The 15,483-nt window shown below is 58.2% G+C and carries 14 protein-coding genes and 2 tRNA genes; 12 read left to right on the plus strand and 4 right to left on the minus strand.

All coding sequences use genetic code 11. The features are described from left to right. The first annotated feature begins 30 nt into the window (after positions 1 to 30). The 12 genes from G364_RS17555 to G364_RS17160 all read left to right on the plus strand — a co-directional run bounded on the left by G364_RS17555 (position 31) and on the right by G364_RS17160 (position 12,732). Positions 31 to 168 (plus strand): DUF6890 family protein, encoded by a 138-nt coding sequence (locus G364_RS17555; RefSeq protein WP_425411219.1) that lies wholly within the window; start codon positions 31 to 33, stop codon positions 166 to 168. Beyond that, positions 165 to 3,041 carry a phage tail tape measure protein gene (locus tag G364_RS16840; RefSeq protein WP_019934040.1) on the plus strand — a complete coding sequence of 959 codons (2,877 nt, stop codon included), beginning with the start codon at positions 165 to 167 and terminating at the stop codon, positions 3,039 to 3,041. Before G364_RS17555 ends, G364_RS16840 begins: the two co-directional genes overlap by 4 nt. Then, positions 3,031 to 3,357, plus strand: a complete 327-nt coding sequence (locus G364_RS0104905; RefSeq protein WP_019934041.1) for a DUF2590 family protein — start codon at positions 3,031 to 3,033, stop codon at positions 3,355 to 3,357. The genes G364_RS16840 and G364_RS0104905 overlap by 11 nt, the downstream gene beginning before the upstream one ends. Beyond that, positions 3,354 to 4,538, plus strand: a complete 1,185-nt coding sequence (locus G364_RS0104910; RefSeq protein WP_019934042.1) for a baseplate J/gp47 family protein — start codon at positions 3,354 to 3,356, stop codon at positions 4,536 to 4,538. Before G364_RS0104905 ends, G364_RS0104910 begins: the two co-directional genes overlap by 4 nt. Further along, positions 4,531 to 5,097: a phage tail protein gene (locus G364_RS0104915; protein ID WP_019934043.1), complete on the plus strand. Its 567-nt coding sequence runs from the start codon at positions 4,531 to 4,533 to the stop codon at positions 5,095 to 5,097. The genes G364_RS0104910 and G364_RS0104915 overlap by 8 nt, the downstream gene beginning before the upstream one ends. Next, entirely contained in the window at positions 5,094 to 8,144 is a 3,051-nt protein-coding gene (locus tag G364_RS16845; RefSeq protein WP_019934044.1) for a phage tail-collar fiber domain-containing protein, read from the plus strand. The genes G364_RS0104915 and G364_RS16845 overlap by 4 nt, the downstream gene beginning before the upstream one ends. A 1-nt stretch (position 8,145) precedes the next feature. Then, a complete protein-coding gene (locus tag G364_RS17290; RefSeq protein ID WP_019934045.1) occupies positions 8,146 to 8,706 on the plus strand; it encodes a DUF4376 domain-containing protein in 561 nt (186 codons plus the stop codon). Positions 8,707 to 8,717: 11 nt separating this feature from the next. Next, entirely contained in the window at positions 8,718 to 8,963 is a 246-nt protein-coding gene (locus tag G364_RS0104935; RefSeq protein WP_019934046.1) for a hypothetical protein, read from the plus strand. Continuing rightward, positions 8,960 to 9,838, plus strand: a complete 879-nt coding sequence (locus G364_RS0104940) for a hypothetical protein (RefSeq protein WP_019934047.1) — start codon at positions 8,960 to 8,962, stop codon at positions 9,836 to 9,838. Before G364_RS0104935 ends, G364_RS0104940 begins: the two co-directional genes overlap by 4 nt. Next, positions 9,835 to 10,374 carry a baseplate complex protein gene (locus G364_RS0104945; protein WP_019934048.1) on the plus strand — a complete coding sequence of 180 codons (540 nt, stop codon included), beginning with the start codon at positions 9,835 to 9,837 and terminating at the stop codon, positions 10,372 to 10,374. Before G364_RS0104940 ends, G364_RS0104945 begins: the two co-directional genes overlap by 4 nt. 2 nt (positions 10,375 to 10,376) lie before the next feature. Beyond that, a complete protein-coding gene (locus G364_RS0104950; protein WP_019934049.1) occupies positions 10,377 to 12,146 on the plus strand; it encodes a hypothetical protein in 1,770 nt (589 codons plus the stop codon). Positions 12,147 to 12,402: 256 nt separating this feature from the next. Then, positions 12,403 to 12,732 carry a hypothetical protein gene (locus G364_RS17160; RefSeq protein ID WP_156816445.1) on the plus strand — a complete coding sequence of 110 codons (330 nt, stop codon included), beginning with the start codon at positions 12,403 to 12,405 and terminating at the stop codon, positions 12,730 to 12,732. A 15-nt stretch (positions 12,733 to 12,747) separates the two neighbouring features. Here the strand turns inward: G364_RS17160 and G364_RS0104955 are convergent. The 4 genes from G364_RS0104955 to uvrC form a co-directional block, all read right to left on the minus strand. Next, positions 12,748 to 12,834: transfer RNA gene (locus G364_RS0104955), tRNA-Leu, on the minus strand. Positions 12,835 to 12,857: 23 nt separating this feature from the next. Then, a tRNA-Cys gene (locus tag G364_RS0104960) sits at positions 12,858 to 12,931 on the minus strand. Positions 12,932 to 13,054: 123 nt separating this feature from the next. Continuing rightward, the gene (gene pgsA, locus G364_RS0104965; RefSeq protein WP_026344700.1) at positions 13,055 to 13,603 is read right to left on the minus strand and encodes a CDP-diacylglycerol--glycerol-3-phosphate 3-phosphatidyltransferase; all 549 of its coding nucleotides are present in this window, start codon (positions 13,601 to 13,603) and stop codon (positions 13,055 to 13,057) included. Between the two features lie 47 nt (positions 13,604 to 13,650). After that, positions 13,651 to 15,480, minus strand: a complete 1,830-nt coding sequence (uvrC, locus tag G364_RS0104970; RefSeq protein ID WP_019934052.1) for an excinuclease ABC subunit UvrC — start codon at positions 15,478 to 15,480, stop codon at positions 13,651 to 13,653. Between the last annotated feature and the right edge of the window lie 3 nt (positions 15,481 to 15,483).

The raw sequence follows: 15,483 nt of genomic DNA on the forward strand, positions 1-15,483 counted from the left end.
GAGGGCAACCAGCTGGAGCAGGTACTGGCACTGCGCCGCCACTACCTGCCCCACGAACCCGACGATGAAGAAGCCCTGGCCCGGGCCATCTGGCTCGACAAACAGCACTGGGACAACACCGGCAACGCCATCGCAACCGGCATAGCAAAGGCATTTAACGGCACATGAAGCACCTGGAACAATTAATGCTGACGGTGAGCCTGGTCGACAAGGTCACCCGGCCCATTCAGGGCATTAACCAGCAGATCAGGGAAACCGGAGAGCTGGGCCGCCAGAGCATGGACCGCATGATCAGCGGTGCTGCCGGTCTGGCGGCGTCTGGTGTGGCGCTGCATCAGGCGCTGATGCCCGCCATTGAAATGGACCGCGCCCTGGGAGAAGTGAAATCCCTGGGCGTGGCCGAGCAGGATCTTAATAAGCTCAGCCAAACCGCTACCGACTTTTCCATTGAGTTCGGCAAGTCGGCCACCGAGTTTATTGGCGCGGCGTATGACATTAAGTCTGCCATGGGGGATCTGTCCGGTGACGAGCTGGCCGGCATTACCAAGTCGTCGGCCGTGCTGGCCGCGGCTACCAAGGCCGACACCGCCACCGTTACTGCCTACATGGGCACCATGTATGGTCTGTTCAAGCAGCAGGCCGATGCCATGGGCCGGGATAACTTCGCCGCCATGGTGGCCGGACAGACCGCGCAGGCGGTGGAGTCTTTCAAGACCACCGGCGCTGAAATGAGTGCCGCCTTTACCAGCATCGGTGCCGCCGGTACCGCCGCCGGCATTGCCATGAACGAGCAGATGGCGGTGCTCGGCACCCTGCAGGCCACCATGTCCGGCTCGGAAGCCGGTACCAAATACAAGGCGTTTCTGGCCGGCATTGCCGGTGCCCAGGACAAGCTCAATATGAGTTTTGTCGACGGCAACGGCAACATGCTGGGCATGGTGCAGATACTGCAAAAGCTGAAAGACAAATTCGGCGACACCCTGACCGTGGCGGAATCGGATGCCCTGAAAAAGGCCTTCGGCTCTGATGAAGCCGTGGCCCTGATCAAACAGATGATCCCCGACGTGGACGGCCTGGCACACAGCATCGACAACGTGGGCAAACAGACCGGCATGGACAAGGCCACTCAAATGGCCGGCACCATGACTGACCAGTGGGAACGGCTGGAACAAGTCTGGTTTGCCCTGCGTGCCGGGGCCGGGGTCAGCGTGCTGCCCACCATCAATGCGGTGGTGGGCTCCATCGTGGATGGCATGGCCGTGCTGGTGGAATGGACCGACATGTTCCCCCATCTGACCGAAGTGGTGACCTGGGCCGCCATTGGCATTGCCAGCCTGACCGCCGTGGCCGCCAGCTGGACGCTGATCAGTGGCATTAGCAGCAGCATGTCACTGTTCTTTGGTCGCAGTATCAGCCTGTTGCTCAGCCCGCTCAAGCTGGTGCGTATGGCCATGGTGGCCATGCGTCCGGCACTGATTGGCCTTAACTTTTTGATGATGGCTAACCCTGCAGGCCTGATGATTGCCGGCATTGTGGGTGTGATTGCGGTGCTGGGAGCGGCAGCCATTGCGGTTTACAAGTTCTGGGAGCCCATCAAAGCCTTTATCAGCGGCTTTATTTCCGGCTTTACCCAAGCCGCCGGACTGAGCGAACTGTTTGCTCCCTTTGTGGGACTGTTCCGGTTGTTTTCTGCTGTACTCGGCTGGATTGGCGGCTTACTGGCCGATCTGTTTGGCTGGTTCACCGCCTTGATTGCACCGGTAGAAAGCACCACTGAGCAGCTGGATGGCGTGGCTGAAGCAGGGCAAACCATCGGCAACGTCTTTGGCACCATCTTTAATGCCATCCTGTTTCCGATCCGCATGGCCGGCAAGCTGGTGCAATGGCTGCTGGAAAAACTGAACATGATCCCGGGGGTCGACATTGACCTGAGCGGAACCAACATGGATCTGCCGGATACCCCGGACATGCCCGCCGTGATGCAGCAGGTTGAGCAAACAACGGGCGAGCTTCCCAAGGAGGCAGCCACCGTTCCCGCCCTTCCACCGGCCACTCAGCAGGTAGCCCGCACCCTGCAGCCGGTACCAACGGACGTTGCCCCGGCCAGCCAGCAGGTAAACAGGAACTGGCCCGACGCCGCCAATACCGCGGTGCCGCCGGCCACCCAACAGGTAGCCCGCACCCTGCAGCCGGTACCAATGGACGTTACCCCGGCCAACCAGCAGGTAAACAGAGACTGGCCCGACGCCGCCAATACCGCGGTGCCGCCGGCCACTCAGCAGGTGGCCCGTACTCTGCAGCCGGTGCCGATGGATATTCCCCCGATCAGCCAGCAGGTAAACAGGAACTGGCCCGACGCCGCTAATACCGCCGTGCCGGCTGCCAGCCAGATGGTGAACCAGCACTGGCCCGAGGCGGCCAATGCCGACCTGCCCGCTGCCACTCAGCAGGTGGCCCGCACGCTGCAGCCGGTGCCGATGGACGTTGCCCCGGCCAGCCAGCTGGTCAACCGACACTGGCCCGACGCCGCCAATACCGACCTGCCCGCTACCACTCAGCAGGTAGACCGCGATCTGCAGCCTGTGCAGGCAGAAATAGCGCCGTTGAAACAGGATGTATTCCGGGAATATTTCGACGATCTGGACTTTGAATTTTCGCCGGCCACTCAGGAGATAGAGCAGGTTTATACAGGCGGTACCCATATGGGCGGCTCTTTCATTCATAGCAATGAAGAGCTGTTTCTGCCGTCACTGGTGCCGGAGTCACCGCTGGCAAACACGCCACTCACTCAGCCGCGCTTTGATGATGCTCCGCAAGTGAACAGCGAACAGCTGATGGCCGGCATTAATGAGCGCCTGCGCACCACCCGCGCTCCGGAGTCGATGCAATCGCCGCCATCACCACTAATGCCGCAGCTGCTGAAAGTGGCCGGCCAGAACACCGGCAAAACCGTGCACTTTGGTGATGTGCATATCAAGAACGAACAGGGCATGGACCCGCAAACCCTGGCGGAATGGGAGGAACTGCAATATGGCTTCTGAACGGCTGTATATCGATCTGCTGGTCGAAAATGGCGGGCTGGTGCTGGATGCCGGCGCACAGCCGGTGACCACCGACAACCGCCACAGCATTGGCCAGGACATTAAGCACGCCATTATGGAATCCGGGCTGGCCCGTGCGCTGATTGGTGAACGCAGCCCGACCCTGCGCGCCGACGTGCGCACCCAAATCCGTATTCTGGTAGAGCAAGACACCCGTATCGAGCCCGGCACCGCCGATGTGCGCGAAGAAACGGCCGACCGCTACCTGTTGACCGCCCGCACCTATGAATTCGGTGATCTGGAGGTGTTCCTGTGAACGTCCGTCCCAAGGTCGACTTTACCCGGCTGGTGGCCGCCGCCGGCATTCCCACCACCACAGAGGCACTGGAGCAGGAACTGGCCCGGGAAGTGGAAGCCGCCGGCTCCATCATCACCAACGACAGCCGCATGTCCCCGTTCTGGCGGCTGCAGCGGGCCATTGTTGTTAAGCCGGCCATGTGGCTGCTCAATACCCTGCTGGTAGACCATGTGCTGCCCAATAGTTTTGCGGCCACGGCACGGGGCTACTATCAGGATCTGAAAGCCTGGGACGTGGGGCTGGAGCGTAAAGCCGCCAAGGCCACCCGGGGGCTGGTGGAGTTTTTTAAAACCGATCCGGCCAGCACGGTGACCATTAAGGCGGGTACCACCATCACCACCGAGCGCATTAATGGCCGCAGCTACACCCTGGCGGTGGTGGAGACCGTCACCATTTCCGCCGGCCTGAGCAGCGGCCTGGTGGTGTGTGAAGCCACCGAGCCCGGCAACGCCTGGAACCTGCCCGCCGGCTACTACTGCATTTTGCCTGCTGCCGTGAACGGGATTGAACGGGTGGCCAACCCGGTCGACTGGATCACCGAGCCCGGCGACGACGAAGAAAACGACGATGCACTGGGCCTGCGCATTCAGAACCAGTATTCTGTTGTGGGCCGCTATCACATTGATGCGGTGTATCGCTCCATGCTCGCCGCCGTGGCCGGCATCCGCTCCGATAACATCTTTTTTGAGCACGATGCCCCGCGCGGCCCGGGCACTGCCAACGCTTTTATTTTGATGGAAGTGGGCACCACGCCCCCGGCCCTGATTGAAAAGCTGAACCGTCATGTCAGCCATGATGGCAACCACGGCCACGGCGACGATCTGCAGTGCTTTGCCCTGCCCGACACCCTGCACACCATTACCCTGGAAATCTGGCCCCGGGCCTTTTTGGGTGATCAGGAAAAAAGCCAGCTCAAGGCCCGCGCCGAGGCCATGGTGCGCGCTGCGTTTCGGGAGACCGCCGATTACCCGAACATCACCCGCACCAAGCCGCTGAGCCGCTTTTCATTCAGCCGGCTGGGGGCCGAGCTGCATGCTGCCCTGCCCGACATTGACACCCTGTCATTCGGCCAGCCCGACATCAACAGTGCCCAGAGCATTCCGCGCCTGGCTGAACTGACGGTGACCCTGCATGGATAAACACCAGCGACAGGCCCCGGAACTACCCGAGCACAAAGCCCCCTGGTGGATGGACGGCCGGGAACAACAGGAGCCGCATTTTCTGGGCAACGGCCTGAACACATTCTGGCGCAAAGCCTGGCACTGGCTGCTGTTCCCGCTGCGTCAGCTCGACCCGCTGGAATGCAGCGAAAACATTTTAAATGTGCTGGCCTGGGACAGAGGCATTCAGCGCTTTAGTAACGAGCCCCTGAGTCTGTATCGCAAGCGTGTGAAGTACGCCTTTGCCAATGCCCGGGACGCCGGCGACATTGCCGGCTTCAAGCGCATTTTTGAACGCCTGGGCATTGGCTGGGTAGAGCTGCACGAACGTCAGCCCGGTGTGCCCTGGGACGTGATCCTGATAGAGCTGGCAGACCATGAGCTAGCCCGCAACCAGCAACTGCTGCAGGTGCTGATCCAGCATTACGGCCGCACCTGCCGCCGCTATCGCTACAAGGTGGTTTACCCGCAACCCCTGCGCCTGCACGCCGCCCGATTCAGTGGCAGTTATCAAGTATTTGGAGCAAAACTAGGATGACCCAAACCGCCATCACCCTCGCCTTTGAAGCACACCTGGCAGAGCAGCAACTGGGCGGTCAGCCCGTGGTACTGGATGAAATGGTGCTGGCCCATATTCCGGGTCTTGACCTGAGCCAGCCCATTGACCGCGCTGCAGGGCTGCCGGATGCCAGCCAGATTGTGCACCGCCAGCCGGTGGATCAACGCGGCAAAATCAACGCCAACGGGGTGGCCTATTCCATCGTCATGGACACCAACCTGGGCGACTTTACCTTTAACGCCATGTACCTGACCCACAAAACCAGCGGTCTGGTGGCCATGGTGGTGCACAAGGCGGAAGAAGAAAAATTAAAGAACCTGCTGAACCGCCCCGGCAACAGCCTGGTGAAGTCGATGCTGATGGAATACCAGGGTGCCGCCGAGGCCACCCTGACCCATGTGGATGCCGGCACCTGGCAAATCGACTTTACCGCCCGCCTGATGGGACTGGATAAAGACATTCAGCAGCAAGCGCTCGACCATTACGGTGACGCTGCATTTATTGCCGACGGGTTTGCCGTGCGCCCCGGTACCGGCGTAAATGAGTTTCTGGTGACCCCGGGCCTGGGCTACATTGCCGGCTTGCGTACCGAACTGACCAGCGTGCAGTCTGTGACCGTGGCCCAGCGCCCCGCTGTGCTGTATGCCGATGTATACCACGCCGGCACCCTGCTCTCAGACTGGCACACCCTGGTCACCATTCGGGCCAGCACCACCCCGCTCAGCGACTACGTGGATGAGGCCGGTTATCCGCACTATGTTACCCCGCTGGCGTCTCTCGCCGCCAATGGGGCTGTAACCGACCTGCGCGGCCGTGGCGGCCTGTGGTGGCATGAGCACCGCCCCGCAGCCCACACCAAAGATCAGGTCGGGCTGGATAAGTTGGAAAACTGGAGCTGGTCGCACAGCTACACCGATGCCACCGGCGGAGCCACCAAATACGCCAGCGGCAAGGCCGTGGCCGATGCCTATAACAAGCTCAACAGCATCAAGCTCAACGCCGCAAACTACACCGCTGCCGATGTGCTGGGCAAAATGCTGACCGTGGACGGTGCCGGCTCGGGGCTGGATGCGGATTTGCTAGATGGTAAGCACGGCGTTTACTACCTGGACTGGCGCAACTTAACTCACACCCCAAATTTTGCCCTTCAGCAAGACGTGCTCGACAGCTACGCCCAAAGCTATACGCTGCGGGCAGCAGCCCATGTCGGCTACACTGGGGAGTCACTCAGCGGCCGGTTTGCCCACTTACGCGGTGGTACCGGTAACGCCGGCCGTACTTTTGCACAGGCACTGGCTGAAGCCGCCAGCCTGGGAGTTCGGCTACCCACTGTTGAAGAACTGGAAGACAGAATTGCGGCGGGTACTGGAGCGGGATTTGACAGCTCGCAATGCTGGACATGCACTTCCGTTCCGGGGCAACCCGGCTGTGTTTATACCGTTCGCGGTGATGGTGCATCAGGAACAAGAAAAGTAGTCCAGACCAACAGTGTGGCTACCGCCGATTGCCGCTACGTTGCTAACGTCACTGTACCTCATATCTGGCACGCTGCTAATGATGGCGCGGGGTCGGGGCTTGATGCTGATTCGGTTGACGGCATACAGGGTAATGACATAGCCAGAAGAAGTCAGGGAAATACGTTTGCCGGGTCTATTCAGGTACTAAATGGCACAAAATCGTTCTTTATCAGCACCGGCGGTATAGAACGTGGTTTTCTTGAGGGTGGGACGTATGGCATACGGCTCCGAAGCCGTGATGCCAATGGCGCTGGCTTACCGGCAACCATCACGCTTGGCTCGACTCCCTACATAGAGTTTTTAGCCAATGACATTAACGCCAATGGGAAAGTCATGTTTAACGTCCATGACGATTGGTTGCGTATAAACCAGGCTTTACATTTCAGCAACGGTGTTTATTTTGGCAACTCCGTTGTCCGAACAGAAAGTGAGTTTCAAGTCGGCTCAAACGGCACTACCTTTCTCGCGTCTAAAACAGCACTTACATACAAAGGCCATAAAATCTGGCATGCCGGCAACGACGGGGCAGGCTCTGGTATGGATGCTGACACTGTTGACGGTCTACATGCTGGGCAACTAGTTAGATCCGATGTCGATAACCAAGTAGTTCAAGATAATTTTCAGGTAAAGGGAAAGAAGTTTTACTTCGGCTTGGATATCAAAGAGCACAACCTGTTTGATAATGACGGGGCAGGCAATGCCGGTATTCAGTTCGGTATGGACAAAGACGTCCATACCGTCTCGGGTGGTGCGGTAGAGTTCCAGGCCAACATAGACAACACAACAAACCCCGGCTTTGAAATCAACGTCAGCACCGGCAATAAAAATGCAGGTGACGTGGTTTCATGGTCTTGCCAGTTAATAGGCAAATCTGACGGCACTCTCACCTGGAACAATCATAGCCTGTGGCATGCCGGCAATGACGGCTCTGGCTCAGGCATGGACGCTGACCTGCTCGACGGTCAGCACGGCAGCTATTACCTCGACTGGCGCAACTTCACCCATGTTCCCAACCTGGGCAGCCAGCTGATTATCGAAAAGCGCAGTTCAACCAAAGAGGCCTACGGCGGAAATGATGCACTCCAAACGAAGCGATCACCCTACCTGAGTCACAGATTTAAACCTGAGGCCGGTGCAACTTACCAGATTACCGCAAAGCTGTGTTTTGGTTATGCGACCAGCGTTGAGGGTGGCGTTCGTGATATTGATTTATATGCCTCAATTGAAGTGAATGGGCAGCGAAAAGACAGGACAACGGAAGATCTATTATCCGCACAAGGTGAAGGCCGGACTCTGTATGTAACCTACACCGGACCACTACACACCGATCCATACGGGTGGTCGGATATCAACATTACCTACACCATCGGTGGAGGGGACAACCCAGGCTCACCGCATACCGAAATACAGGTGTGGGGATTAAATATCACCGACCCCCATACCTGGAGCCCCACGGCATCAGGCAACCGCACCAGCACTCAATCCGTACTGACCATAGTGAAGCTGTAACATGACCTACTTCGCACAAATTGATCCGACGAACCCTGAGCCCCACCCCATTCTGTGCCGGCTGGCCGGCCAGATAGAGCCGTCGGCAGACATTCTGCCGTGCCCTCCGGAGACGGACACCGATTGGTGGTACCACCCGGCAACCGGCGAGTTCACTCCCCCGCCCGAGCTGGTGCCCGAGCTGTCAGATGTGATTGAAAAGAAGCTCTATTACATCAACGTCTGGCGCGACACCCAGGAAAAAGCAAACTTGCTGTTTGATCACGGCGGCTACACCTGGGATGCCGGCGAACGCTCAAAATCCCGCATGGAAGAAACCCTGGCACTGGCCGATGCCACCGGCAGCCTTCCCGAAGGATTTTTCTGGACGACCGCCGACAACACCGATGTGCCCATGACCACCACCGAACTGCAGGCGCTGGCCAGTGCAATGGCCGCCGCCCGTGGACAGCGCGGTTTTGAAATCCACGCCCGGCAGCGGCAAATGAAAGCCGAAGTCTCGGCATTGACAACCGTAGAAGCCGCCCAGGCATACATCATTGACTGGCCATCACAGGCCTGAAGGAGCAAACCATGAAATACACCATCACCGCCCCCGTAAAAGACGAAACCACGGTTCAGGTTGTGTTCTTTGAAGAATCAGCCCCGGATCTGGTGTTCAAGCGCGCCGTGAACGCTGTGTTTACTGAGCAAGGCCTTTACGATGAAGAAGCCACCCATGAGCGTGTTGCTCAGGTGGCAGACGGCGTAGCCAACAAGCTGCAGGTGGGTGCCATTCAGCTGACCAGCCTGACCGAGGATAAAGAAACAACCGAATGAGCTGGTCCCGCACCTCACTGACCTGGCCGGCCAGCGCCGAAGATATCGCCTCAAAAGCGGATGCCGTATTGTCCCGCGTGGCCACCACTCAACAGCAGGCCATGGCAACGCTGAGCCAGGCCGCCGGGGCCGTCAGTTTTCGCCCTCACGCCTTAAGTGAAGAAGCCGCCCAGCTGACCCAGTTGCGCGCACTTATCGAGCAGATGCTGGTTACCGGACACCGCATTACGGTGACGCCCTATGATTACGGCGTGGGCCAGGTGGAAAGCAGTGGCAGTTATCTGGCCCCCGGCAACGCCGCCAGCCGCCTGGCTGAAAAGCTGCAGGGTGACGCCGCGCCACCGGGCTCACATGTGCAGGGCCTGCTGGTTACCGCCAACTCGCTGGCTGAATTTGCTGATGCACTGTCTGCACTGACGGCCGTGCTGCCCATTCCGGAGCTGTGTGCCTGTGCCCGGCGCAGCCAGGCAGAAAGCACCAATGCTCAGGATCGCATGCAAACCCCCACCGGCAGTGCCACCCCCAAGTGGGTACCGGGCCGGCATCTGTTTGAGCCGTTGCGCTCCACCGTGGCCATTCTCGGTTCCAGCGTGGCGCAGCTGGAGTCACTGGCAGCAGATACCCAATCCCCCATCAACAAACTGCAGGCGCTGGCCAGCAAACGGGAAGCCTGGCTGGAGCAACAGAAACAGGCATTAAATGCCCTGAAAACCGGGCTGAACGGCAGCCTGTATGCCATGAATGGTTCCGGCTCTGCATCCGGCATTGCGGCCTCGTTATCATCCGGCCTGCCAAGCTACGAGCGGGCACATACCGCCGCTGTGCTGCTGGTATCCGAGCAGCCCATGACGTTTTTCAAGGAGTTGCTGCCATGATCGCGCTCGACGGCGAATTGCTGCGCCTCAAGTCTCCCCGCATCACCCTGAGCATGGAGTTCAAGGAAAAGGACACGTCCGGGCAAACATCCAATACCAGCACGGCAGAGCAGGGAGAAAAGGGCAAAGAGCTGCAGATAACCGGCTTGGTCCCGTTTAAAGACCAGGCCGCCCTGACTCGCCTGTTTGAACTTGCCCAAAGCAAAGAGGACGGTAACAACCGCAAAATCTACCGTATCGGCTGCGAACTGGCGGAAGCGGTAAAGATTTACCAGGTAAAGTTTGCCGGCCGCATTATGGCCCCTGAGCAGGAAGGGCTGCTGGCCTGGCGGGTATCTTTCACCCTGCGTGAGCACCTGTCTGTACCAGAAAAACGCGAACAACGCGCATCAAAACCAGCGGCCACAGTTGGCCAGAGCACTGCAGGCACCAGCACGGTATCACCACCGCCGGCCGCCCAAGGTGGAGAGCAACGCGAATTAAACGGATTTGAGAAAAAACTGAAGGTTTTAGACGATATCCTGGCTGGAGACTGACCATGAAACTAAATAAGCGCATCACCGTTAATGGCCAGGAGGTTCACCTGGTGAATGACAAATGGATGCTGGAGCTGTCGTCAGCCGGTCGCGGTATCGTCACCATTAAGGGCAGTGCCACACCCAAGGCACTGGTGCACTTTGATATGGGCTATGGCACCACCATGCACCGCTGGTTTACCGGCATCGTCACCCGTGCCGAGCCCGCCGATAATGGTCACACCCGGCTGCTGATTAAAGAGCTGTCCTTTGTACTTGGTACCCGTACCACCATGAGCATTCAGCATGCTACCTTCAGGCAGGTAATTACCGAGCTGGCGGAGCAAACCGGCCTCACCTTTGCCCTGCCTGAAGCGGATTATGTGGATACGGCCATCCCCAACTTCACAACCGCCGGTACCGGTGCCCAGCTGCTGGAAAACGCCAGCCGGGCGTTCCAGATCCCCGAGTTCTGCTGGTATCAGCAACCCGACGGAAATATCTATGTAGGCAGCTATCAACACTCGCGCTGGCCATCCCGGCCGCTTACGCTGGACGCCGAGCTGACAGACCATCAGGCGGCAGGCAACAGCCTGACCCTGCCTGTGATCCCCCTTATGCGGCCCGGTGCACTGGTGAACGGCCAGCGCATTACCCATCTGGAGTTTGACGGCGCAGACATGACCCTGCGCTGGCAGGGTAAGCAGAAGACCGCGCAACAGCGGCAAATGGAGCAGGACTTTCCCGAACTGGCCGCCGGCTTTCACCTGCCGGTATTTGGCGTGGTCACCGCGGCAACAGATGCCGCCAGCGCCGGGCAAGTGAATGACCCCTTTCGCCCTCGCTACGCCGTGGACGTACAGCAGCTGGATGAGAACGGCCAGCCCGACACGGCCGTGCCCGTGTTTAAGGCGGTTCCCGTTCCCGTGCTCTTCGGTGGCCCCGAACAGGGGCATTTTCAGTACCCGGTGGAAGGCACCCTGGTCGAAATGGGCTGGGCCTTCGGCCGACCGGACAAACCCTTTATCCGGACTATCCTTGGCACCGGCTGGCACCTGCCCGATATACAACCCGGAGAGCAGCTGCAGCAGCAGCGCGCCGAGGTGTATCAGCGTACTGACCCTGCCGGCAACCACACCCTGGAAACCGACCAGACCATAAAACACCTGGCCGCCCAGATGATTCAGCAGGCTGATGATTACCAGGGCGAGTTTGGCAGCCAGCACACCACGGTCACCCAACACAGCACCGAGGAAATTGCAGGCCGTAAACTCATTGAAGCGCTGGGAGCCATAGAGCTGCTGGCCGGCGACGACCTCACCCTGGCCAGCCTGGCTAACCTGCAGCAGGTGGCCGCCGGCGAACGGGTTGATGTTACCGGTGCCGACTACCAGCACAGCGTAGGCGGCAACAGCACCACTACCATCACCGGCAACGACCAGCGCACTACCCAGGGCAACAAGACAGTGACGGTAAACGGTGACAATGCCCAAACCGTTCAGGGGAACAGCACCACCACCGTCAGCGGTAACACCACAGAGCAAACCACGGGCACCCACAAGAGCACGGCCAGCACCCAGGTCATACAGGGCAGCAGCATTGTGCTGGGCAACGGAACCCACAACATGCTGGCCCTGATGATCAGCATGATGGCAAACGTGCAGGCAGCCCTGCAGAAGCTCGACGGGCACACACATACAGAGGCCGGCCCACCCAACGTGCAGGGCCAGGTTGCCACACACGCCAACGCTATCGGCGGCATCAAGAACAACCTGCAGAGCTTCACTGGATAACCCCGGCACACCCTCACCAGGCGGCCCACAGTGGCCGCCTTCTTGTATCCGAATCCCAGCAGCGCCTCAGGCAACCAACGCCACGTAAAGCGTCCACGCACGCGCTCGCCCCACGGAAACCGCGCTCCTCCGCGCCCGCCTTCGCGCTTTGCGTCATAAAAATTATGAAATTCTGCGGGTGTGCAAAACCAACCGCCAACCCTCGCTGTTACAGGGATCTGCGGGGGATCTGAGGATCTGCAACCAATGAAGGAAATTGCACGAAAATGAAGGAATTAGAGCGCTGGCAGATCACCGGCAGGATCAGCAAACCCGCTCACCGCCTGACGTTCGCGCCGTTTACGTGGAGAAAAAGAAAATGGTAATTAATGCAGAGCAAAATCAGTTTTTGCTGCAATGTCAGTCACAGAAAGGGGTTCAGACCAAACTCGCATCACAGAAAAATTTCAATCAACTTCAATCAAGTTATGAAGCTGAAAAGACACGAAAAGAAAATTGCTGGAAAAATTCTGCTGCCACTTTGCTGCCATTTAATGCAAGTTGGTGCAGTTTGAAATCTGGGGGAAAGTGCTTAAATCGTTGCTAAGTGCTTGATTTATAATGGTGCCCGGAGCCGGACTTGAACCGGCACGCCCTTACGAGCGAGGGATTTTAAATCCCTTGTGTCTACCGATTTCACCACCCGGGCGTAGACGTTTTTGAGATGGAATATGGAGGCGCGTTCCGGAATCGAACCGGACTAAACGGATTTGCAATCCGCTGCATAACCACTTTGCTAACGCGCCATGCATGTCTTTGATATGGGCAGCATTTTAATGCTCGCTGCCGCCCAGTCAACTGGTTTTACACTTTTTGCAGCTGTTCGCATACTTTTTATGCGCAAATGCAGTTTTACCGGCAATTAGTCGCTACTCGCTGCGGGTCAGGTCGTTCCAGGCAGCTTTAAAATAATCATAGGCAGAGAACAGAGTCAGACCGGTGGCCACATACAGCAGCACATAGCTGGCCCACACCATATAAATGCTCTGTTGCCAGATAAGGCCAATCAGTGCCAGCATCTGAATGGTCGTTTTCCATTTGCCAATCCAGCTTACCGCCACCCGTGAGCGTTCACCAATGCCAGCCATCCACTCCCTCAGCGCTGAGATAATAATCTCGCGGCTGATCATCAGCATGGCCGGAATGGTTACCAGAATACTGCTGTAGTCATCCACTATCAGCACCAGGGCAGCCGCTACCATTACCTTGTCGGCAACCGGGTCGAGAAAGGCACCAAAAGGCGTGCTTTGCTTGAGCTGGCGGGCCAGAAAGCCGTCCAGCCAGTCGGTCGCGGCAGCCACGGTAAACACCACTGCTGCCCAGAAGTATCCCCACTCAACGGGCAGATAAAACAGCACAATGAAGATGGGGATCAGCAAAATGCGAAAGAACGTCAGAGAATTAGGGACATTTATCATTGTTATTCAAACCAAGGGAGATGCAGCTACATGGTGCATGATGAGACTCAGTGATGCAACGCATCGTGTATCTTTTCTGCCAGTGCTTTGCTGATGCCGGGCACTTTGGCCAGCTCTTCCACACTGGCCCGTTTTACTTCCTGCAAGCCACCCATGTATTTCAGTAGTGCCTGCCGGCGTTTGGCCCCTATACCGGGAATGGTTTCCAGGCTGCTGGTGACTCTGGCCTTGCCCCGCTGGGCACGGTGACCGGTAATGGCAAAGCGGTGAGATTCATCCCGAATATGCTGAATAAGGTGCAGCGCCGGCAAGTCGGCCGGCAAATGCCGCTCTTCATGCGTCTGCCCCATGATCAGGGTTTCCAGCCCGGGCTTGCGGGTAACGCCCTTGGCAACCCCAATCAGTACCGGCTTTCTGGGGCTGTCGGCCAGGACATCAGCAATCACACTTTCTGCCTTGCTGAGCTGGCCCAGGCCGCCGTCAATAAAGAGCACATCGGGCAGCGTGTCGGGATCCGCCCCGTCAAAGCGTTTATACAGGGCCTGCTCCATGGCGGCATAGTCATCGCCGGGCGTAATGCCGGTAATGTTAAAGCGGCGATAATCGCTTTTGCACGGGCCGTCTTTGTCAAATACTACACAGGACGCCACGGTTTTTTCACCCATGGTATGAGAGATATCGAAACACTCCATGCGGGCAATATCGGGCATGGCCAGCACGTCCTGCAGCTGCGCCAGACGCTGACGCTGAGTGCTGCGGTGAGCCAGCCGGCTGGCCAGGGCCGTCTCTGCATTGGTGCAGGCCAGCTTGACAAAGCGGGCCCGTTCACTGCGCACGGCACTGCGCAAACGCACCCGGCGGCCATAGTGCTGAGTCAGGGTATCGCTGAGCACGGTTTCATCGGGCAAGGTGCGGTCCAGCAGTACTTCTGACGGTGCTTCCCGGCCGTTGATGCCGGAAAGATAAAATTGCAACACAAAGCTTTGCAGGATTTCCTCGGCGTCGGTATCCGGGGCCATGCGCGGAAAATAACTGCGCCCGCCCAGCACCTTGCCCTGACGAATAAACAGCACCTGCACACAGGCCTGGCTACGCTCCACAGCAAGGCCAATGACATCGAGATCGTCAAGCACATTGCCACTGACAAACTGCTGCTCCTGCACCCGGCGCAGCGCCTGCAGCTGATCGCGAAAGCGGGCCGCATCTTCAAAACGCAGTTCAATGCTGGCCTGCTCCATACTGTCGGCCAGATCCGTCAGTACCTGCTGGTTTTTACCCTGCAAAAATAACCGGGCCAGCTGCACCTGATGAGCATATTCTTCATCACTCACCAGCCCTGTTACACAGGGGCCGGCACAGCGCTTGAGCTGATAAAGCAGACAGGGCCGGCTGCGATTGGCATACATGGTGTCTTCACACTGGCGCACCGGAAACAGCTTTTGCATCAGATGCAGGCTTTCCCGTACGGCAGCACCGTTAGGGTAAGGGCCAAAGTATTCGCCGCGCTTCTTGCGGGCACCGCGATGAATGCTGATGCGCGGATGGGCATGATCGGAGATCAGAATATAGGGGTAAGACTTGTCGTCGCGCAGCAGCACATTGTATTTGGGCAGATACTGTTTGATCAGGTTGTGCTCAAGGATCAGCGCTTCGGTTTCGGTGTGGGTCACCGTCACCTGCACATCACAAATCTGGCGTACCAGAGCACGGGTTTTCTCGCCACTCACATTGGTGCGAAAATAGGATGACAGCCGCTTTTTCAGGTTTTTGGCCTTGCCCACATAGATCACCACACCGCCGGCGTCATACATGATGTAAACACCGGGCTGATCAGTGACTACCTTAAGAAAGGCTTTGGCATCAAAGGGCTGACTCATAAA

The organism is Oceanimonas smirnovii ATCC BAA-899 (genome assembly GCF_000381965.1).
Taxonomy (GTDB): Bacteria; Pseudomonadota; Gammaproteobacteria; order Enterobacterales; family Aeromonadaceae; genus Oceanimonas; species Oceanimonas smirnovii.

Coding starts and splice junctions, on each gene's coding strand:
- G364_RS16840 (WP_019934040.1), top strand. CDS start 165: ATGAAGCACCTGGAACAATTAATGCTGACGGTGAGCCTGGTCGACAAG.
- G364_RS0104905 (WP_019934041.1), top strand. CDS start 3,031: ATGGCTTCTGAACGGCTGTATATCGATCTGCTGGTCGAAAATGGCGGG.
- G364_RS0104915 (WP_019934043.1), top strand. CDS start 4,531: ATGGATAAACACCAGCGACAGGCCCCGGAACTACCCGAGCACAAAGCC.
- G364_RS16845 (WP_019934044.1), top strand. CDS start 5,094: ATGACCCAAACCGCCATCACCCTCGCCTTTGAAGCACACCTGGCAGAG.
- G364_RS17290 (WP_019934045.1), top strand. CDS start 8,146: ATGACCTACTTCGCACAAATTGATCCGACGAACCCTGAGCCCCACCCC.
- G364_RS0104935 (WP_019934046.1), top strand. CDS start 8,718: ATGAAATACACCATCACCGCCCCCGTAAAAGACGAAACCACGGTTCAG.
- G364_RS0104940 (WP_019934047.1), top strand. CDS start 8,960: ATGAGCTGGTCCCGCACCTCACTGACCTGGCCGGCCAGCGCCGAAGAT.
- G364_RS0104945 (WP_019934048.1), top strand. CDS start 9,835: ATGATCGCGCTCGACGGCGAATTGCTGCGCCTCAAGTCTCCCCGCATC.
- G364_RS0104950 (WP_019934049.1), top strand. CDS start 10,377: ATGAAACTAAATAAGCGCATCACCGTTAATGGCCAGGAGGTTCACCTG.
- pgsA (WP_026344700.1), bottom strand. CDS start 13,603: ATGATAAATGTCCCTAATTCTCTGACGTTCTTTCGCATTTTGCTGATC.
- uvrC (WP_019934052.1), bottom strand. CDS start 15,480: ATGAGTCAGCCCTTTGATGCCAAAGCCTTTCTTAAGGTAGTCACTGAT.